Consider the following 18,195-nt stretch of genomic DNA (forward strand, 5'->3'; position numbering starts at 1 on the left):
TCCGGATGTCCATGTTCGACTCACTCGACCTCACGAAGCTCGTCTTCGGCCGCCTGACCTGGGAGGCGATCCCGCTGCACGAGCCCATCCTGCTCGCCACCTTCCTGGGCGTGGTGCTCGGCGGCATCGGCCTGCTGGCCCTCATCACCTACCACAAGGCCTGGGGCTACCTCTGGCGCGAATGGTTCACCAGCATCGACCACAAGAAGATCGGGATCATGTACGTGATCCTGGGCCTGGTGATGTTGCTGCGCGGCTTTGCCGACGCGATCATGATGCGCCTGCACCAGGCCATCTCCTTCGGCGGCAACGAAGGCTTCCTGCCGCCGCACCACTACGACCAGATCTTCACCGCCCACGGCGTGATCATGATCTTCTTCGTGGCGATGCCGCTGGTCACGGGCCTGATGAACTACGTGGTGCCGCTGCAGATCGGCGCGCGCGACGTGGCCTTCCCCTTCCTCAACAACTTCAGCTTCTGGATGACCGCCAGCGGCGCCGTGCTGGTCATGGCCTCGCTGTTCGTGGGCGAGTTCGCGCGCACCGGCTGGCTGGCCTATCCGCCGCTGTCGGGCATCCTGCACAGCCCTGACGTGGGGGTCGACTACTACATCTGGTCGCTGCAGATCGCGGGGGTGGGCACGCTGCTCTCGGGCATCAACCTGCTGGCGACCATCGTGAAGATGCGCGCGCCGGGCATGGCCATGATGAAGATGCCGATCTTCACCTGGACCTCGCTGTGCACCAACGTGCTGATCGTGGCCGCGTTCCCGGTGCTGACCGCGGTGCTCGCGCTGCTGTCGCTGGACCGTTACGTCGGCACCAACTTCTTCACCAACGACTTCGGCGGCAACGCCATGATGTACGTGAACCTGATCTGGATCTGGGGCCACCCCGAGGTCTACATCCTGATCCTGCCGGCCTTCGGCATCTTCTCCGAGGTGGTGTCCACCTTCTCGGGCAAGCGCCTGTTCGGCTACGCCTCGATGGTCTACGCCACGGTGGTGATCACCATCCTGTCGTACCTGGTGTGGCTGCACCACTTCTTCACCATGGGCTCGGGCGCGAGCGTGAACTCCTTCTTCGGGATCACGACGATGATCATCTCGATCCCGACGGGCGCGAAGATCTTCAACTGGCTCTTCACCATGTACCGCGGCCGCATCCGCTTCGACGTGCCGATGCTCTGGACCATGGGCTTCATGGTCACCTTCGTGATCGGCGGCATGACGGGCGTGCTGCTGGCGGTGCCGCCGGCCGACTTCGTGCTGCACAACAGCCTGTTCCTGGTGGCGCACTTCCACAACGTGATCATCGGCGGCGTGCTGTTCGGCCTCATGGCCGGCATCACCTACTGGTTCCCCAAGGCCTTCGGCTACAAGCTCGACCCGTTCTGGGGCAAGTGCTCGTTCTGGTTCTGGCTGGTCGGCTTCTGGCTCGCCTTCATGCCGCTGTACGTGCTGGGCCTGATGGGCGTGACCCGCCGCATGAGCCACTTCCAGGACATGTCGCTGCAGATCTGGTTCCAGGTCGCCGCCTTCGGCGCCTGCCTGATCGCGCTGGGCATCCTGTCCTTCATCATCCAGCTGGTGGTGAGCTTCCGCCGCCGCGAGTCGCTGCGCGACGTGACCGGCGACCCCTGGGACGGCCGCACGCTGGAGTGGTCGACCTCGTCGCCGCCGCCGGCCTACAACTTCGCGTTCACGCCGATCATCCATGACAACGACGCCTGGTCGGACATGAAGCGCCGCGGCTACCAGCGCCCGACGACCGGCTTCCGCGCCATCCACATGCCCAAGAACACCTGGGCCGGCATCGTGATCGCCGGGCTCAGCACCGTGGTCGGCTTCGCGATGATCTGGCACATGTGGCCGCTGGCCGTGCTGTCGATGCTGACGCTGGTCGGCACCACGATCTTCCATACCTTCAACTACAAGCGCGACTATCACATCGGCGCGGACGAAGTCGTCCGCACCGAGGGATTGCGCACCCGTCTCCTGGCCAGCCATGTCTGATACCGCCATCCTGAACGCCGGCCACGCGAACGTGCCGGACAACCAGCGCTTCTACGTCGCGGGTGACCATCACCCGCAGAACGCCACCGGTCTGGGCTTCTGGCTCTACCTGATGAGCGACTGCCTGATCTTCGCCTGCCTGTTCGCGGTGCATGCGGTGGTGGGGCGCAGCTACGCGGCCGGCCCTTCGGGCGCCGACCTGTTCGACCTGCCGCTGGTGGCGCTCAACACCTCGATGCTGCTGCTGTCCTCGATCACCTACGGCTTCGCCATGATCGAGATGCAGAAGAAGCGCGTGAAGCCGGTGCTGGCCTGGCTGGCCGTGACCGGCCTGCTGGGCGCGGCCTTCATCGGGCTCGAGCTCTACGAATTCGCACACCTGATCCACGAAGGCGCGGTGCCGCAGCGCAGCGCCTTCCTGTCCTCCTTCTTCACGCTGGTCGGCACCCACGGCCTGCACGTCACCTTCGGCCTGATCTGGCTGGTCACGCTGATGGTGCAGGTCTCGCGCCACGGCCTGCTGCCGGAAAACCGCCGCCGCCTGATGTGCCTGTCGATGTTCTGGCACTTCCTGGACGTGATCTGGATCGGCGTCTTCACCTTCGTCTATCTGATGGGAGTCCTTCCATGAGCGCACATGACCTGGACCCCCACGGTCACGATTCCCACCACGGCCACGACGACCACCACGACGAGGGCGGTGCGGCGCACAGCACCGTCGGCGGCTACGTCACCGGCTTCATCCTGTCGGTCATCCTGACGGTCATCCCGTTCTGGCTGGTGATGGGCAAGGTGTTCGACAGCTCCAGCGTCACGGCCTTCGTGATCCTGGGCTTCGCCGCGGTGCAGATGGTGGTGCACATGGTGTACTTCCTGCACATGAACACCAAGGCCGAGGGCGGCTGGTCGATGCTGGCGCTGATCTTCACGCTGGTGCTGGTGGTCATCACGCTGGCCGGCTCGCTGTGGGTGATGTACCACCTCAACCACAACATGATGCCGTCGATGCACGACATGCAGAACATGCCTTGAACCCGGGGCAGCGCGAGCATGGCGAGGCGGCGCCCGAGCGGGGCCCGCGCTCCGCGGCCGTGCGGGCCGTGCTGGCGCTGTGCGCGCTGGGCCTGTTCATCGGCTTCATGGCGCTGGGCGTCTGGCAGGTCGAGCGCCGGGCCTGGAAGCTCGCGCTGATCCAGAGCGTCGACGAGCGCGTGCACGCGCCGCCCGTCGACGCGCCCGGCCCGGCCGACTGGCCCGGCTTCGATGCCACGGCCCAGGCCTACCGCCATGTGCGGCTCACCGGCCGCTTCGACCACGCGCACGAGACCCTGGTCCAGGCCAGCACCGAGCGCGGCACCGGTTTCTGGGTGCTCACGCCGCTGCGCCTGGCCGGCGGCGGCACCGTGCTGGTCAACCGCGGCTTCGTGCCGCCCGAACGGCGCGAGCCCGCGCGGCGCGACGCGGGGCCGAAGGACGAGGTCACGGTGGCCGGCCTGCTGCGCGCCAGCGAGCCGGGCGGCATGTTCCCGCGCCGCAACGACCCGGCCATCGACCGCTGGTTCTCGCGCGATGTGCCGGCCATCGCGGCCGCGCGCGGCCTGGGCGAGGTGGCGCCGTACTTCGTCGATGCCGATGCCGCGCCGGGCGGCGAGGGCGCGCCGGTCGGCGGCCTCACGGTGATCGCCTTCCCTAACAGCCACCTGGTCTATGCGCTGACCTGGTTCGGCCTGGCGCTGATGGTGGCGCTGGGCGCGGGCTACGTGGCGCGCGAGGAGCTGCGCCTGGGCCGCCGGCGCCGGCATGGCGACAATGGGTCTTCCCGCCCAGGAGACGACCCGGATGCCGACCCCCACCGCTGACACCCCGCCCCTGCGCGCGCCCGAGGCGCCGCGCATCCAGGATGCGAGCGGCCTGCAGAACCTGGAGCAGCTGATCCAGCTGCGCTGGATCGCGGTGGTCGGCCAGATCGTGACCATCGAGGTCGCGCACTACGGGCTGCAGATCCGGCTGCCGCTGGGCACCATGCTGGCCATCCTGGGCTGCCTGATCGTCTTCAACATCGCGAGCCTGCTGCGCTGGCGCACCGGCCGCGCCGTGACCAACGGCGAGCTGTTCGTCGCGCTGCTGGTCGACGTGGCGATGCTGAGCGCGCAGCTCTACCTGAGCGGCGGCACCACCAATCCCTTCGTCTTTCTCTACCTGCTGCAGGTGATCCTGGGCGCGGTGCTGCTCGAGGCCTGGTCGAGCCTGACCATGGTGGTGATCACCACGCTGTGCTTCGCCGGCCTCGCGCTGTTCTCGCGCCCGCTCGAACTGCCGCTGGACCACGACCGCGGCCTGGCCAGCCCCTATGTGCAGGGCATGCTGGTGTCCTTCGCGCTCAATGCCGCTCTGCTGCTGATCTTCGTCACCCGCATCAACCGCAACCTGCGCGAGCGCGATGCGCGGCTGGCCGCCCTGCGCCAGCGCGCGGCCGAGGAGGAGCACATCGTGCGCATGGGCCTGCTGGCCTCGGGCGCGGCCCATGAACTGGGCACGCCGCTGGCGACGCTGGCCGTGATCCTGGGCGACTGGCGGCGCATGCCCGAGTTCGCGGCCAATCCCGAACTGCAGCAGGAGATCGGCGAGATGCAGACCCAGCTGCAGCGCTGCAAGTCGATCGTGAGCGGCGTGCTGATGTCGGCCGGCGAGGCGCGCGGCGAGTCCTCGGTCGAGACCACGGTCGGCACCTTCCTCGACGACCTGGTGCAGGCCTGGCGCGAGACCCGGCCCGTGACCTCCTTCGTCTACGACAACCGCTTCGGGCAGGACCTGCCCATGGTCTCGGATTCGGCGCTGCAACAGATGATCTGCAACGTGCTCGACAATGCGCTCGAGGCCTCGCCCTACTGGGTGCGGCTCGAAGTCGACCGCGAGGGCGACAGGCTGCTGCTGACCGTGACCGACAACGGCCCGGGCTTCGCGCCCGCGATGCTGGCCGAGCTGGGCAAGCCCTACCGCTCGAGCAAGGGCCGCCCCGGCGGTGGCCTGGGATTGTTCCTGGTGGTCAACGTGGCGCGCACGCTGGGCGGCAGCGTGAGCGCCAAGAACCGCGAGGAGGGCGGCGCGGTGGTGGAACTGACGCTGCCGCTCTCGGCCATCGTCCTGGAAGAGGAGCCCGAAGGTGGAAACTGAACAAGAAGACCGCCTGCTGCTGGTGGTCGAGGACGACGCCGCCTTCGCGCGCACGCTGGGCCGCTCCTTCGAGCGCCGCGGCTACCGCGTGATCCTGGCCACCAACCTCGACGACGTGAGCCTGCTGCTGCAGCAGCATTCGCCCGGCTACGCGGTGGTCGACCTCAAGCTCAGCGGCGAGGCCTCGGGCCTGGCCTGCGTCCAGACGCTGCACGCGCACGACCCCGGCATGCTGATCGTGGTGCTCACCGGTTTCGCCAGCATCGCGACCGCGGTCGAGGCGATCAAGCTGGGCGCCTGCCACTACCTGGCCAAGCCATCGAACACCGACGACATCGAGGCCGCCTTCGGCCGCGCCGAGGGCACGACCGAAGTCGAGCTCACCAACCGCTCGACCTCGATCAAGACCCTCGAATGGGAGCGCATCCACGAGGTGCTGGCCGAGACCGGCTTCAACATCTCCGAGACAGCGCGCCGCCTGGGCATGCACCGCCGCACGCTGGCGCGCAAGCTGGGCAAGCAGCAGGTCAAGTGAGGCTGTCGTCGGTCCAGGCGGGGAAGGGGTCGGGCCAGGCCTGCCACTGCGCCGGGCCGGCCGCCATTTCGGCATCGCTCAGCAGGCAGGCATCGAGCCGGGCGCGCAGCGCGGCCTGGTCCATGCCGATGCCGATCAGCACCAGTTCCTGGCGCGCGTCGCCCACCGTGTCGCTCCATTTGGCCTCGATCGCGGCCAGCGATTCGGCGTCGGTCGGCCAGTGCTCGCGCGGCACCGCGGCCCACCAGTAGCCGGCCGCGCCGTAACGGCAGGCGCCGCCGGCCTGCGACCAGTTGCCCGCGAAACCGGGCCGGCTCGCGAGCCAGAAGAAACCCTTGGAGCGCACCACGCCGGGCCATTCGCTCTGCACCCATTGCCAGAAACGCTCGGGATGGAAGGGCCGGCGCGCGCGGTAGACGAAGCTGTCGATGCCGTATTCGAGCGTCTCGGGCTTGTGCTCGCCGCGCATCTCGCGCAGCCAGCCGGGCGCGTCGGCCGCCTGCTCGAAGTCGAACAGGCCGGTGTCGAGCACGCGGTCGAGCGGCACGCGGCCGAAGTGCGCGTATTCGATGCGCGCGCGCGGGTTCAGGTGGGCCAGGATGCCGGCCAGGCGCAGCCGGTCGGCCTCGCTCACCAGGTCGGCCTTGTTGACCACCAGCACGTCGCAGAACTCGACCTGTTCGATCAGCAGGTCGACCACGGTGCGGGTGTCGGCGTCGCCCAGCGACTGGCCGCGCGCGCCCAGGCTGTCGGCCGAGCCGTAGTCGCGCAGGAAGTTGAAGGCATCGACCACCGTCACCATGGTGTCGAGCCGCGCCACGCGCGACAGGCTCTTGCCGTCCTCGCCCTCGAAGGTGAAGGTCTCGGCCACGGGCAGCGGCTCGGAGATGCCGGTGGATTCGATCACCAGCTGGTCGAAACGCCCGGCCTTGGCCAGGCGCTCGACCTCGATCAGGAGGTCTTCGCGCAAGGTGCAGCAGATGCAGCCGTTGCTCATCTCGACCAGCTTCTCCTCGGTGCGCGACAGGTCGGCGCCGCCGTCGCGCACCAGCGCGGCGTCGATGTTGACCTCGCTCATGTCGTTGACGATGACCGCCACGCGCCGGCCCTCGCGGTTGTTCAGGATGTGGTTGAGCAGCGTGGTCTTGCCAGCGCCCAGGAAGCCGGAGAGCACGGTCACGGGAAGTCGATGCATCGCAGTCCTAATTGATATCGAATTATCAATTAGAACCGATTCGCCGCGCGCATGCACGCCGGCCCGGGCGGGGAGGTCAGCGCGGGGTGGCGGTCTTGCGGGGCGCGGGCGTGCTGCAGTCGGCGCAGGTGCCGTAGAGCGTGAGCTCGTGCGCATCGACGCGGAAGCCCTTGGGCGCGAGCGAGGCGAAGTCGCCTGGGCACTGGTGCACGTCGAACACGCGCGCGCACTGGCGGCACTGGAAATGGTGGTGGTGCGCATGGCGCGCGCTCTCGTAGCGCGGCGCTTCGCCCGGCAGCTCGACGATGCGGATCTCCTGCGCGTCGGCCAGCAGCTTGAGGTTGCGGTAGACGGTCGCGATGCCCATGGCCTCGACCTCGCGCTGCGCGTCCTCGAGGATCTCGGCGGGCAGCAGGGGGCGTGCCGAACGGTCGATCACGGCGCGGATCGCCGAGCGCTGGCGCGTGGCGCGCTGGCCGCCGACGACGGGGTCGGCGGGCCGTGCGTCGGCCGTGTGGGCGTGCGTGCCGGCGTGCGAGTGGCCGGCGTGGGAAGAGGCTTTGGTCAACGGGGGCTCATGCGGTGGGGTCGCGCCAGTTTAGCGGCGTCGCCCTCCGGGAGCGCCATGCCCGCCGCGAGGCGGGCAGGGGTGTTCAGGCGCGTGCCGTGTGCGCCGTGCAATCGGCGCACAGGCCGCGCAGGCTTTGCGCGCGGTCGATGCGAAAGTCCGCGGCCTGCGCTGCCGCGGTGGCCAGCGCCGCGAGCGCGTCGGCCTGCGGCAACGGGCTGCCGCGCTGGCAGCGCGAGCAGACCAGCAGCGTGCGCGCTTCGGGCCGGGGCCGCTGCCAGCGGTACACCGCGTTCACGCGGCCCAGGTGCTCGGCCCACTCGCGCACGACCAGGCCCTCGCCGGCCAGCGTCTTGAGCACGCGGTAGACCATGGTCAGCCGGGCCCGGACCTGCTGGCCGTCGAGGTGCAGGCACAGGTCCTTCGCGCTCCAGGCCCGGTCCGGCTGGCTCGCGAAGGCCTGGCGCACCGCGGCGTCGCATTGCCGGATGCGCACGCCGTCGGGCGGCGGCCGCTGCCGCGCCGGCAGGGCGGGCGAGGACAGCGTCGCGGCCTGCACCGGATCAGAACCTCGCGTTCATCGCCACACGGAAGGCACGCGGCGAGCCCGGCGTGATGTTCGTGTTGCTGTTGGCGTTGAGGAAGTACTTCTTGTCGAACAGGTTCTCGACGTTGAGCTGCATCTGCACGTTCTTGTTGATCGTCCAGAACAGCGCCGCGTCGACGCGGGTGTAGCCCGGCAGCACCACGTTCGGCGTGGTGGCCGCCGGCGTGGCGATCTGCTCGGTCGAGGCGAACATCTTGGTGCGATGGATCACGCCCAAGCCCGCACCCCAGGCCGGGGTGAAGTCGTAGCGGTTCCACAGCGCGATGGTGTGCTTGGGCACCTGGCCGATGGTGGCGCCGTCGCGCAGCGTGGCCGAGGTGTCGGCGCTGAGCTTGGCGTCGGTGTACGAATAGCCGCCCGCCACGCTCCAGGCCGCGGTGATGTTGCCGCTCAGGCCCAGCTCGAAGCCCTGGGTCTGCTGGCCGTCGCTCAGGATGGTGCGGGTGTTGGTGGGGTCGGTCGGGTCCAGCACCACGACGTTGGTGCGGTCCAGCCGGTACAGCGCGGCGGTGGCCGCGAGGTTGGGGCGCACGTCCCACTTGGCGCCGATCTCGTAGTTCTTGAACTTCTCGGGCTTGAGCGCGGCGTTGCTCAGGCTCAGCGAGGCCAGCTGGTCGCCGGCGCGCGGCTGGTAGGCGATGCTGTAGTTGGCGTACAGCGACAGCTGTTCCAGCGGCTTGTAGACCAGGCCCAGGCGCGGCGAGGTCAGGCCGTCGGAGGTCTTGAAGTTGTCGCCGTTGCGGTTGTTGCGGAAGTCGACCTTGAAGCGGTCGTAGCGCAGGCCGGCGATCAGCTGGAACTGCGGGCTCAGCTCGATCTGGTCCTGCACGTAGAGCGCGGCCACGTCGGCGGTGCCGGCGTTGTTGGCATCGGTGGCCGACTGGCGGTAGGTCACCGGCAGGTTGGTCGTCGGGTTCGACAGCGGCACGGTCACGCTGGTGGCCGTGTTGTTGAAGTAGCCGGTGTTGCGGAAGTTGTCGGTGTCCTGCGAGCCCAACTCGGCGCCGACCAGCAGCTTGTGCTTCACCGCGCCGGTGTTCAGCGAGAAGGTGACATCGGTCTGGTTGAAGATGCTCTTGCGGCTGGTGGCGTTGTTGTAGGCGCTGAGCGCCACGCCGGTGCCGGTCGCATTGACCGCGCCCGGGAACACGTTCTGGTAGAACTTGTCCTGCTCCGACCAGCGCGTGCGGTTGCGCAGCAGCACGCCGTTGCCGAACTCGTGCTCGATCGAGGCGGTGAAGGCGTCCAGCGTGGTGCCGGTCGGGCTGCCGGCCGCGTTGCCGAAGAAGGTCGAGGGATCGGTCACCACCGGCACGCCGCGGAAGGAGCTGATGCCGCGGTCGGCGGTGCGGTCGTCCTTGAAGTGCTCGTAGCCCAGCGTGACCAGCGTGCGCGCGCTCGGGCGCCAGCTCAGCGTGGGGTTGATGCCCGAGCGCTTGATCGACACGCCGTCGCGGTAGCTGTCGGAGTTCTCGTACATGCCGTTGAGGCGGAACGACAGCTCCTCGCTGATCGGCCGGTTCAGGTCGACGGTCGCGCGGCGGTTGTTGTCGGAGCCCAGCGTCAGCGAGCCGCCGAAGGAGGAGGTCCATTCGGGCTGCTTGCTCACGCGGTTGATCAGGCCGCCGGTCGCGCCGCGGCCGAAGATCATCGCGTTGGGGCCCTTGAACACTTCCACGCGCTCGATGTTGTAGAGGTCGCGGTAGTACTGCACGTCGTCGCGCACGCCGTCGATGAAGAAGTCGCCGGTGGTGCTGATGCCGCGGAAGATCGGCGTCTCGCGGTTGCCTTCGCCCTGCGCGAAGCCCACGCCCGGCACGTAGCGCGTGGCCTCGGCCAGGCTCTGGGCGGCCTGGTCGCGGATCTGGTCGCGCGTGACCACCGAGATCGACTGCGGCGTGTCGCGCAGCGGCGTGTCGGTCTTGGTCGCGGTGCTGCTGCGCGTGGCCGCGTAGCCCTGGTCGCCTTCACCCGTGACCGTGACGGCCGGCAGGGTGTTGCTGCCGGCGCCCTGCGCGAAGGCCGGTGCGCCGGCGATGACGAGCGTGGCGCCCGCGGCCACGAGTTGGACGGCCTTGGCGATGGCGCCGGGAGCGAAGCGGCGTTCTGCGCGCGCGCTCGACGAGAGGGATTTCTGGGTCATGGTGGATCAGGGAAGAAAGGAAGTCGGGCGCAGGCCCGGTCGCACATTGCGGGGGTGCTTTCCCGGCACATCCGTTGATGCGCAAAGAAATACGACTGATTCGCAATATGCGGTGAAATGTAAGGAGACGCGAGTAGTACTGTCAAGTGCTACTTGAATCCGTCGCGTGCACGCGAATGCCGACCGTGGCGCAGGCGGCCCCGGGAGGATGGCGTAGGTGTTGAGCGGCCACTGCAGTTGGCCGTTGGGTGCTCGGCTCGGATCAGGCAGAGCGGAGCAGGGCGCAGGCCTCTGCTCAGGGCGTGTCGGACGAGCCCTTGTCGACGCGCGCGCTGCGGATGCCGCCGATCTGGCCGCGCACGACCTTCCAGAAGTTCTTGGTGCCGTCCAGCAGCCGCCAGGCGTTGGAGCGGTGGGCCAGCACGCCGACCTCGGGCAGCACCTCGCGCAGGTTCTTCAGGCCCAGGATCTTGAGGTACTTGCGCACCGTGGTCGGGCTGTGGATCAGCAGGATCACGCGCCAGCCGTAGTGGCGGCCCAGCATCAGCATGCCGATCGCGCTCTCGAGGTCGTCCAGGTTGCCATCGAAGGTGTCGACGGCCTTGTCCACGATCCTCAGGATTTCTTGCTCGTTCATGCGCGATCGGTGTTGACGGGGCGGGTGGGCTTCCAGGGGCGGCGGCCGATGGAAGCGGTCGCCAGCCCAAAAGTGTCGCACGTTCGCCATGCGATACTCGGAAAATGCGAATGATTGTCATCGACATGGGCCGTGTGCCGGGCCGGACGCGCCATGTTTGACGCCTTCGCCATCGCCTTGCGCGAGTGCGCCGAGATGGCGCTGATCATCGGCGCGCTGTGCGTCTACCTGCGCCAGGCCGGCCGCACGCGGCTGTTGCCCGCCGTGGCCTGGGGCGCCCTGCTCGGGGCCGTGCCCGCGCTCGTCGCCACCCTCCACCTGATCGGCTCGGCGCTCGCGCCGCGCACCGAGGCCCTGCTCGAAACCGGCATGGCGCTGGGCGTGCTCGTGATGGCGACCGGCATGGTCGCCTCGGCCGGCGAGATCCGCGGCCGCGTGTCGCAACGCGTCGACGCCTGGTTGAACCGCGCGCCGCTGCTGGCGACGCTGGGCGTGATCGGCTTCGTCGCGCTGGTGGTGTTCCGCGAACTGCTCGAAGTGGGCGTGTTCGTGCAAGCGATCGCGAGCCGGGCCGGCGCCGACGATGCGTTGCTCGGCCTGGCGCTGGGCGCCGCGGCCGCCGCGCTGGTGGTGCCGCTGTGGCGATGGGTGCGCTGGCGCTCGGGCCTGCTGCTGGCTTTCCGCGCCTCGGCACTGCTGCTGTCGCTGTTCGCGGTGCGCCTGCTGCTGCACGGGATCAGCGAACTCGCCCGGTTGTCCTGGACCGGCGGGGAGGGCGCGTGGTCGTCGTTCGTGGAGCCCTTTCTGGAAGGCGGCGCGCACCACGCCTGGCCGAGCGCGCTGCTCATGGGCGCGGTGCTGCTGCATGCCGCGCGCAGCTGGTGGTTCCAGGCCCGGACCTCCTCGGCCTGAAGCCCGTCGACGGGGTTGAATAGAATGAGAGTAATTCTCATTCTGTTTGTCGCGTCCATGTCCTCCTCCGCTTCGGCCGATCCCGTCCATGCGCTGTACCGCGAGCACCGTGCCTGGCTGGAGACCTGGCTGCGCCGCCGGCTGGGCGACGGCCACACGGCCGCGGACCTGACGCAGGACACCTTCGTGCGCGTGATCACCGGCGGCCAGGCGCAGGCGATCGAGGAGCCGCGCGCCTACCTGACCACGCTGGCGCAGCGGGTGCTCTACAACTTCTGGCGCCGGCGCGAGCTGGAGCGGGCCTGGCTCGACGCGCTGGCGGCCCAGCCCGAAGAGCTGGCGCCCTCGCCCGAGACCTATGCGCTGGTGCGCGAAGCCGTCGAGACCCTCGACTGCTGGCTCGACGGCCTGCCGCCCAAGGTGCGCGAGGCCTTCCTGCTGCGCCGCCTCGAGGGCCTGGCCCATGCCGAGATCGCGCAGCGCATGGGCGTCTCGGTGCGCACGGTCGAGCGCCACATCAAGCAGGCCATCGTGCACCTCTACACCTGCCCCGCGCAGCCGGAGGCCGGATGACGGCGCATGGCAGCGCCTTGGCGCTCGACCCGGTGATCGAGCAGGCGATCGACTGGCTGGTGCGGCTGGACTCCGGCCACAGCGACGACAGCGAGCGCCGCGCCTTCGCGCGCTGGCTCGAGGCCGCGCCCGCGCATGCGGCGGCCTGGGCCTCGCTGCAGCAGCGGCTGGACCAGCGCATCGTGCCCGCGCTCACGCAGCTGCAGGCCGGCGGCCATGCGCCCTCGGGCGTGCGCGCGCTGAGCGCCGCGCCCGACCACCGGGCCCGCCGGCGCGCGCTGCTGGGCGGCGCCACGGTCGCGCTGCTCACGGCCGCGGGCGGCGGGCTCTGGGCCGAGCGGCGGGCGCCGCTCATGGCCTGGTCCTCCGACCTGCGCACCGGCACCGGCGAGCGCCGCCGCTTCGTGCTGGCCGACGGCAGCGACCTGCTGCTCAACGCGCGCTCGGCCGCCGACCTGGACTTCGGCGCCGACCAGCGGCGGGTGCACCTGCGCGCCGGCGCGTTGATCGTCAACGTGGCGACCGACAGGCAGCGGCCCTTCGTCGTGCAGAGCGCCCAGGGCGCGGTGCGCGCGCTGGGCACCCGCTTCATGGTGCAGCAGGAGGAGGGCCGCACGCTGGTGTCGGTGCTCGAACACAGCGTGCGCCTGCATCCGTTGAACGACGCCGCGCCGGTGGCGCTGCCGCAAGGCGCGAGCGCCTGGCTGCATGCCGACGGCATCGAGCCGGTGGCGGCGGCGCGCGTCGATCCCAGCGCCTGGTCCAGCGGCGTGCTCGAGGTGCACGACCAGCCGCTGGCCGAGGTGCTGGAGGCGCTGCGCCCGTACACGCCCGCGATCCTGCGCGCCAGCCCCGAGGCCGCGCGGGTGCGCGTCTACGGCGTCTATCCGCTGGACCGGCCGATGCAGGCCCTGCAGGCGCTGGTCGACACGCTGCCGCTGCGCGTGCGCCACTGGGGCGACTGGGTGGTCTACGTGGACGTGCGCGCGGCCTGAGATTTTTTTCGCGCATCGCTGTCGGGTTGGCCCGCCTCGCGGGACATACAGGGTTGAACGCTCCGATCCACCCGAACCGACCAGGATGTCCGACGTGACGCTGTCTCCCCTGTCTCCCCTGTCCCGCTCCCGCGCCCCGATGCGCAAGGCCTCGCTGGCGCTGGCCGCCGTGCTCGCCTGTGCCACCACCACGTCGTTTGCACAGACGACGCCCGCCGTGCCACCCGGCGCCGTCGCCGACGGCGCGATGGACTGGAACCTGCCGGCCGACGAACTCGGCGTGGTGCTCGCGCGCATCGCACGCCAGGGCGGCCGCAGCATCAGCGCCGCACCGGCACTCGTGGCCGGGCGCCGCGCCCATGCGGTGCAGGGGCGCCTCACCGTCGCACAGGCCGCGCAGCAGGCGCTCGCGGGCAGCGGGCTCGCACTGGCGCAGACGCCCGGCGGCACGCTGACCGTGGTGGCCTCGGAACGCAACGCGCCCGCGGCCGAGGCTGCATCGGGCACCACGCTGGCCGAGGTGCGCGTCACGGCCGAGGCCGACCGCTCCGGCACCACCGAAGGCACCGGCGTCTACACCGCGCGCGGCCCGACGGGCGTGGCCAGCGGCCTGAACCTGAGCCTCAAGGACACGCCGCAATCGGTCAGCGTGATGACCCAGCAGCGCATGGAAGACCAGAACCTGACCAGCATCGGCGAGGTGCTCGCCCGCACGCCGGGCATCTCGACGGCCGTGCTCGGCACCGAGCGCATCAACGCCAACGCGCGCGGCTATCCGATCAGCAACTACCAGCTCGACGGGGTCAACACCCACACCGAGTTCCTGGGCCTGGATGCGCTGCCGTCGCAGAGCATCGCCGACATGGCGCTGTACGACCGTATCGAGGTGCTGCGCGGCGCCTCGGGCCTGAGCACCGGCGCGGGCGACCCGTCGGGCATTGTGAACATGGTGCGCAAGAAGCCCACCTCCGCCTTCCAGGGCGTGGCCGAGGCCAGCATCGGCACCTGGGGCAACAGGCGCGGCATGCTGGACCTCTCGAGCCCGCTCAACGCCTCGGGCAGCGTGCGCGGCCGGCTGGTCGCGGTGCACGAGGAGGGCGACAGCTACATCGACTACTACAGCAAGAAGAAGGATGTGTTCTACGGTGTGGTCGAGGCCGACCTCACGAACGCGCTCAAGCTCACGGCCGGCATCGACCACCAGGAGAACCGCTCGCGCGGCTCGCTGTCGTACCTGGGCTTCCCGCTGTTCAACAGCGACGGCGAGCAGACCGACTTCAAGACGTCCTTCAACGCCGCGAGCCGCCACAACCGCTTCAACACCGACTCCACCAGCGCCTTCGTGACGCTGGAACAGCGCTTCGACAACGACTGGAAGCTCAAGCTCTCGGCCAACGACCTCTACTCGAAGCAGCGCGAGGACTCGGTCTACATGGCGGTCAACAGCAGCCTGTTCGACAAGGTCACCGGCGACGGCCTGCTGCTCAACGCCGAGCGCCGCGACTACCGGCTGAAGAACAAGACGGTGGACCTGAAGCTGGGCGGGCCCTTCAGCCTGTTCGGCCGCGAGCACGAGGCGCTGGTCGGCGTCGAGTACAACGACTTCCAGAGCCTGACCTACGGCAGCTTCGACATCACCGGGCTGCGCGACCTGCCGGTCAACGTCTACCGCTGGGACAACAGCGGCGCGCCGGTGTACGGCGAACGCTTCGTGACCTTCGACAGCACGCGCCGCCAGACCAGCGTCTACGGCGCAGGCCGCTTCCAGCTGGCCGATGCGCTCAAGCTCATCGTCGGCGCCAAGGTGCTGAACTACGACAGCGACTACGTCACGAAAACGACTGACGGCTACTACAGCACCTCGCCCTCGTCCGAGCGCCGCGTGTTCACGCCCTACGGCGGCCTGGTGTACGACCTGAGCGCGCAGCACACGCTGTATGCGAGCTTCGCCACCATCTACAACCCGCAGAGCTCGCTCGACCGCAACGGCCAGCTGCTCGACCCGCAGGAAGGCAACACCTACGAGGCCGGCCTCAAGAGCAGCTTCCTCGACGGCCGTGTGACGACCAGCGCCGCGCTCTACCAGATCCGCCAGGACAACGTGGCCGAGGCCGACCCGGGCCAGTTCATTCCGGGCACCACCAACACCGCCTCGCGCGCGGTCAAGGGCGTGAAGACGCAGGGCATCGACCTCGAGTTCAACGGCACGCTGGCCCCGGGCTGGAACCTGAGCGCCTCGTACAACTTCAGCAGCTCGGAAGACGCGACCGGACGCCGCGTCAACACCACCTTCCCGCGCCAGATGGCCCGGGTCTGGACCACCTACCGGCTGCCCGGCGACTGGCGCCGTCTCACCGTGGGTGGCGGCGTGGACTGGAACAGCGGCATCAGCTACACCGGCGAGGCCTGGCAGATCGAACGCACCGTCACCGCCCGCCAGGGCGCCTATGCCGTGGCCGGCCTGATGGCGCGCTACGACGTCAACGAACGGCTGTCGGTGTCGCTCAACGTGCAGAACCTGTTCGACCGCAAGTACATCGCCTCGATGTCGGGCTGGTGGTACTCGGGCACCTACGGCGCGCCGCGCAGCGCGCAGTTGACGGCGCGGTACAAGTTCTAGGCGGGCTGCCGTCGGCAGCGGACCCTCCGGCCCCGCTTTCCGCCGACGCCGCAAGCCTGGCGGCCTCGCCCTGATTCCTTCGTGCACTGTCTCCTGGGGCCGTGCCTCCCTGCATCCGGGGGGCCGTGAAATCGCCAGTGCGGGGTGTGGCGCAGCGTCGACTCATCGCCGCGCCGCGTTGCCGCGACGCGAATGGATCGTCCAGCCCTGGAGCGCGAAGCCCACGACGAAGATCACGGCCCATGCGAGCAGCGTGGAACGGACCAGTGGAGACGCCGGCCCGTCGGCCAATGGATGCGCGGCCGGCAATCGGGTCAGGGTTTCGGCGATGCCGGGAACCAGCAGCAGAAAGAAGCTGAAGCTCAGCCCGAGCGTCGCCAGGTACGGCCGCAATCGCCCCAGCACGGCAAGGCGCGGCACGAGCAGGCTGCCGAAGGCCGCGAGCAGGGCCAGGATGCCCAGCGCGTGTCCGGGATTGAAGCCGCCCGTGCTGGACAGGCCGAAGGCCGTGAGCACCGACAGCGCCAGGCCGACGAGGTAGACCCTGCCGGAACGGGTCGCCGGATCGATCGCGCGGTAGCGCGCGAAGCCGTAGAGGCCGGCAGCGACCGGGACCAGGCTGAGGGCGGTGTGGACCACGCCGATGAATGAGAGAGCGGTCGTCATGTGAGATGTCTATCTATTAGTTGGTAGATGGGTTGGACAAGTGAAGGAGCCAAGGTGCGGGGGGTGAGAGGGCGATCTGCCGATCGGTCAGGCCGACGTGAGCCGGCGCATGAGCGGCTGCACGGTTGCTGCGAAGACTTCCGGATCTCCATAGGCGCGGGCGGACAGCATCGCGCCGTGCACCGTTGCCATGAAGGCCATCGCCTCGCCTTCGGGGCTCGTCTGCAGAAAGAACACCCCCTGTGCCGCCCCCGCCGCCAGCACGGAGGCGAGCCATGCGGCCAGGTCCAGGAAATGGCCTCGGACCTCGTCCGCGACCTCGCGCGGGAGGGTGGGCAGTTCGGCCGCCAGCATGGCGCAGATGCAGAAGGACGAACTGGCGTCGCGCATGCACGTCGCCCAGTAGCCCGTGTAAGCCTCGAGTTGCGCGAGCGGCTCCGGAATGTGCTGCACCAGGGCTGCCAGGCCGGTGCGCGCTTCCTCGCGGTACCGCAGCAGCACCGTGCGCACCAGTTCGGCCTTGCTCGGGAAGTGGTGGTGGATGCTGGCCTTGCTGATCTGCACCGACGCCGAGATGTCGGCGTAGCTGAAGCTGTTGTAGCCACCGCCGACCAGAAGCGCACGTGCGCGGGCCGCGATCTCGAGGGCTCTGGGGGTGAGTTCGGTGTCCATGTGGTTAGTCTATCAACTAGTAGATAGATGTCAACAGCGCGCTTCCGCTCGAGGCGTGCGCCCTCTGGGGCAGAGCTGACCCGATCCCCCGGCCATGCCGCGCCGTCAGTCGTCGGCCGAGCGCGTTCCGCTTTCCCGTCCTCGGGCTTTCATGGCCCCGTGTCTACAGCTGCTAGTGCGCCGGAAAGGCCAGCAGGTACTCGTAGCTGAGGCTGGTGGTGCGCGGGTCGCCCTGCACCGGCAGGCGGCGGATGGCGAGCAGCTGGTTCGGGCCGGCCACGGGAACCACGGTGGCCGTGCCGTCGGCGGCCGTGGTCACGGGCGTGCCGCTTTCGCCCAGCGACAGGCGGATGCCGCCGATCGGCCGGCCATCGAACAGCACCTGCACCCTCATCGGCTCGCCCGCATGCGGCGTGTCGGCCGTGAGTGCGACGATCTCGAAGGACTGGCCCAGCGCCTTCTTCGCGATCGCGCCCCACTGGATGATGGTCTTGTGGTACTTCATCGCATGCACGCCGCTGGTGGCGCCGGGGTTCTCGGTCATGGGCTTCTCGACCATCGGCCCGGTGTCGGTCTTGCTGAAGAAACCGTTGTCGAAATGCGCGGTCAGCAGCGCCGCCTGCCGCTCGGGCCGCACGCGCATGCCGTCGGCCTGGGGCGTGAGCGTGACCTCGATGCGGCGGCCGCGGCGGTCGAAGGCTTCGACGCGCTTGAGCTTGTCCGCGGGATAGCGCTCGAGCCGGCCCTCGTGGCCGCCGAACTGCACCAGGTAGCCGCCGCCCGCATCGGATTCGAGCCAGACGTTGTGGGCCTGGGCCGTGCCCAGCGCCAGGGTGGCGAAGACGGCCAGGGTCGTGTTGCGAAGATGGTGTGGCATGGGTGT

18 protein-coding genes are annotated in these 18,195 nt (G+C 69.3%); 10 read left to right on the forward strand and 8 right to left on the reverse strand.

Going from position 1 to position 18,195, the window contains the following annotated elements:
* Window positions 1-11 precede the first annotated feature (11 nt).
* Genes cyoB through QTI20_RS04455 form a run of 6 tightly spaced genes read left to right on the forward strand, consistent with a single transcriptional unit; the run spans window position 12 to window position 5,724 of the window.
* On the forward strand, window positions 12-2,015 hold the full coding sequence (gene cyoB / locus QTI20_RS04430; RefSeq protein WP_286549864.1) for a cytochrome o ubiquinol oxidase subunit I: 2,004 nt from the start codon (window positions 12-14) through the stop codon (window positions 2,013-2,015).
* A complete protein-coding gene (gene cyoC, locus QTI20_RS04435) occupies window positions 2,008-2,646 on the forward strand; it encodes a cytochrome o ubiquinol oxidase subunit III (RefSeq protein WP_286549863.1) in 639 nt (212 codons plus the stop codon). The genes cyoB and cyoC overlap by 8 nt, the downstream gene beginning before the upstream one ends.
* Entirely contained in the window at window positions 2,643-3,047 is a 405-nt protein-coding gene (gene cyoD, locus QTI20_RS04440; protein WP_286549862.1) for a cytochrome o ubiquinol oxidase subunit IV, read from the forward strand. The genes cyoC and cyoD overlap by 4 nt, the downstream gene beginning before the upstream one ends.
* Window positions 3,044-3,874 carry an SURF1 family protein gene (locus QTI20_RS04445; RefSeq protein WP_286549861.1) on the forward strand — a complete coding sequence of 277 codons (831 nt, stop codon included), beginning with the start codon at window positions 3,044-3,046 and terminating at the stop codon, window positions 3,872-3,874. Before cyoD ends, QTI20_RS04445 begins: the two co-directional genes overlap by 4 nt.
* On the forward strand, window positions 3,855-5,189 hold the full coding sequence (locus QTI20_RS04450) for an ATP-binding protein (protein WP_286549858.1): 1,335 nt from the start codon (window positions 3,855-3,857) through the stop codon (window positions 5,187-5,189). The genes QTI20_RS04445 and QTI20_RS04450 overlap by 20 nt, the downstream gene beginning before the upstream one ends.
* Window positions 5,179-5,724, forward strand: coding sequence for a response regulator transcription factor (locus QTI20_RS04455; protein ID WP_286549856.1), 546 nt, complete (start codon window positions 5,179-5,181; stop codon window positions 5,722-5,724). Before QTI20_RS04450 ends, QTI20_RS04455 begins: the two co-directional genes overlap by 11 nt.
* Here the strand turns inward: QTI20_RS04455 and zigA are convergent.
* The 5 genes from zigA to QTI20_RS04480 all read right to left on the reverse strand — a co-directional run bounded on the left by zigA (window position 5,717) and on the right by QTI20_RS04480 (window position 10,874).
* Window positions 5,717-6,919 carry a zinc metallochaperone GTPase ZigA gene (gene zigA, locus QTI20_RS04460; RefSeq protein WP_286549855.1) on the reverse strand — a complete coding sequence of 401 codons (1,203 nt, stop codon included), beginning with the start codon at window positions 6,917-6,919 and terminating at the stop codon, window positions 5,717-5,719. The genes QTI20_RS04455 and zigA overlap by 8 nt on opposite strands.
* Before the next feature lie 76 nt (window positions 6,920-6,995).
* Window positions 6,996-7,487, reverse strand: coding sequence for a Fur family transcriptional regulator (locus QTI20_RS04465; protein WP_503011364.1), 492 nt, complete (start codon window positions 7,485-7,487; stop codon window positions 6,996-6,998).
* An 85-nt stretch (window positions 7,488-7,572) separates the two neighbouring features.
* Window positions 7,573-8,046 carry a hypothetical protein gene (locus QTI20_RS04470; RefSeq protein WP_286549852.1) on the reverse strand — a complete coding sequence of 158 codons (474 nt, stop codon included), beginning with the start codon at window positions 8,044-8,046 and terminating at the stop codon, window positions 7,573-7,575.
* Window positions 8,047-8,050: 4 nt separating this feature from the next.
* Window positions 8,051-10,237 (reverse strand): TonB-dependent receptor, encoded by a 2,187-nt coding sequence (locus tag QTI20_RS04475; RefSeq protein WP_286549850.1) that lies wholly within the window; start codon window positions 10,235-10,237, stop codon window positions 8,051-8,053.
* Window positions 10,238-10,532: 295 nt separating this feature from the next.
* Window positions 10,533-10,874, reverse strand: a complete 342-nt coding sequence (locus tag QTI20_RS04480) for a hypothetical protein (protein ID WP_286549847.1) — start codon at window positions 10,872-10,874, stop codon at window positions 10,533-10,535.
* A gap of 153 nt (window positions 10,875-11,027) precedes the next feature.
* Here QTI20_RS04480 and QTI20_RS04485 point away from each other — a divergent pair, with 153 nt between their 5' ends.
* From QTI20_RS04485 to QTI20_RS04500, 4 genes are all read left to right on the forward strand, one after another.
* Complete coding sequence (locus QTI20_RS04485; RefSeq protein WP_286549845.1) at window positions 11,028-11,786, forward strand: FTR1 family protein; 759 nt, start codon at window positions 11,028-11,030, stop codon at window positions 11,784-11,786.
* A gap of 57 nt (window positions 11,787-11,843) precedes the next feature.
* Entirely contained in the window at window positions 11,844-12,359 is a 516-nt protein-coding gene (locus QTI20_RS04490) for a sigma-70 family RNA polymerase sigma factor (RefSeq protein WP_286549843.1), read from the forward strand.
* A complete protein-coding gene (locus QTI20_RS04495; RefSeq protein WP_286549840.1) occupies window positions 12,356-13,354 on the forward strand; it encodes a FecR family protein in 999 nt (332 codons plus the stop codon). Before QTI20_RS04490 ends, QTI20_RS04495 begins: the two co-directional genes overlap by 4 nt.
* 94 nt (window positions 13,355-13,448) lie before the next feature.
* Complete coding sequence (locus tag QTI20_RS04500) at window positions 13,449-15,974, forward strand: TonB-dependent siderophore receptor (RefSeq protein WP_286549839.1); 2,526 nt, start codon at window positions 13,449-13,451, stop codon at window positions 15,972-15,974.
* Window positions 15,975-16,136: 162 nt separating this feature from the next.
* On the opposite strand, the gene QTI20_RS04505 is transcribed toward QTI20_RS04500, so the two are convergent.
* The 3 genes from QTI20_RS04505 to QTI20_RS04515 form a co-directional block, all read right to left on the reverse strand.
* Window positions 16,137-16,640: a hypothetical protein gene (locus tag QTI20_RS04505; protein ID WP_286549836.1), complete on the reverse strand. Its 504-nt coding sequence runs from the start codon at window positions 16,638-16,640 to the stop codon at window positions 16,137-16,139.
* A gap of 87 nt (window positions 16,641-16,727) precedes the next feature.
* Window positions 16,728-17,312, reverse strand: a complete 585-nt coding sequence (locus QTI20_RS04510; protein WP_286549835.1) for a TetR/AcrR family transcriptional regulator — start codon at window positions 17,310-17,312, stop codon at window positions 16,728-16,730.
* A gap of 172 nt (window positions 17,313-17,484) precedes the next feature.
* Window positions 17,485-18,189, reverse strand: a complete 705-nt coding sequence (locus QTI20_RS04515; RefSeq protein ID WP_286549833.1) for a DUF4198 domain-containing protein — start codon at window positions 18,187-18,189, stop codon at window positions 17,485-17,487.
* Window positions 18,190-18,195 lie beyond the last annotated feature (6 nt).

It is taken from the genome of Variovorax sp. J2P1-31, assembly GCF_030317215.1.
Classification (GTDB): Bacteria; Pseudomonadota; Gammaproteobacteria; order Burkholderiales; family Burkholderiaceae_C; genus Variovorax.

Coding starts and splice junctions, on each gene's coding strand:
- cyoB (WP_286549864.1), top strand. CDS start 12: ATGTTCGACTCACTCGACCTCACGAAGCTCGTCTTCGGCCGCCTGACC.
- cyoC (WP_286549863.1), top strand. CDS start 2,008: ATGTCTGATACCGCCATCCTGAACGCCGGCCACGCGAACGTGCCGGAC.
- cyoD (WP_286549862.1), top strand. CDS start 2,643: ATGAGCGCACATGACCTGGACCCCCACGGTCACGATTCCCACCACGGC.
- QTI20_RS04450 (WP_286549858.1), top strand. CDS start 3,855: ATGCCGACCCCCACCGCTGACACCCCGCCCCTGCGCGCGCCCGAGGCG.
- zigA (WP_286549855.1), bottom strand. CDS start 6,919: ATGCATCGACTTCCCGTGACCGTGCTCTCCGGCTTCCTGGGCGCTGGC.
- QTI20_RS04475 (WP_286549850.1), bottom strand. CDS start 10,237: ATGACCCAGAAATCCCTCTCGTCGAGCGCGCGCGCAGAACGCCGCTTC.
- QTI20_RS04480 (WP_286549847.1), bottom strand. CDS start 10,874: ATGAACGAGCAAGAAATCCTGAGGATCGTGGACAAGGCCGTCGACACC.
- QTI20_RS04485 (WP_286549845.1), top strand. CDS start 11,028: ATGTTTGACGCCTTCGCCATCGCCTTGCGCGAGTGCGCCGAGATGGCG.
- QTI20_RS04490 (WP_286549843.1), top strand. CDS start 11,844: ATGTCCTCCTCCGCTTCGGCCGATCCCGTCCATGCGCTGTACCGCGAG.
- QTI20_RS04495 (WP_286549840.1), top strand. CDS start 12,356: ATGACGGCGCATGGCAGCGCCTTGGCGCTCGACCCGGTGATCGAGCAG.
- QTI20_RS04505 (WP_286549836.1), bottom strand. CDS start 16,640: ATGACGACCGCTCTCTCATTCATCGGCGTGGTCCACACCGCCCTCAGC.
- QTI20_RS04510 (WP_286549835.1), bottom strand. CDS start 17,312: ATGGACACCGAACTCACCCCCAGAGCCCTCGAGATCGCGGCCCGCGCA.
- QTI20_RS04515 (WP_286549833.1), bottom strand. CDS start 18,189: ATGCCACACCATCTTCGCAACACGACCCTGGCCGTCTTCGCCACCCTG.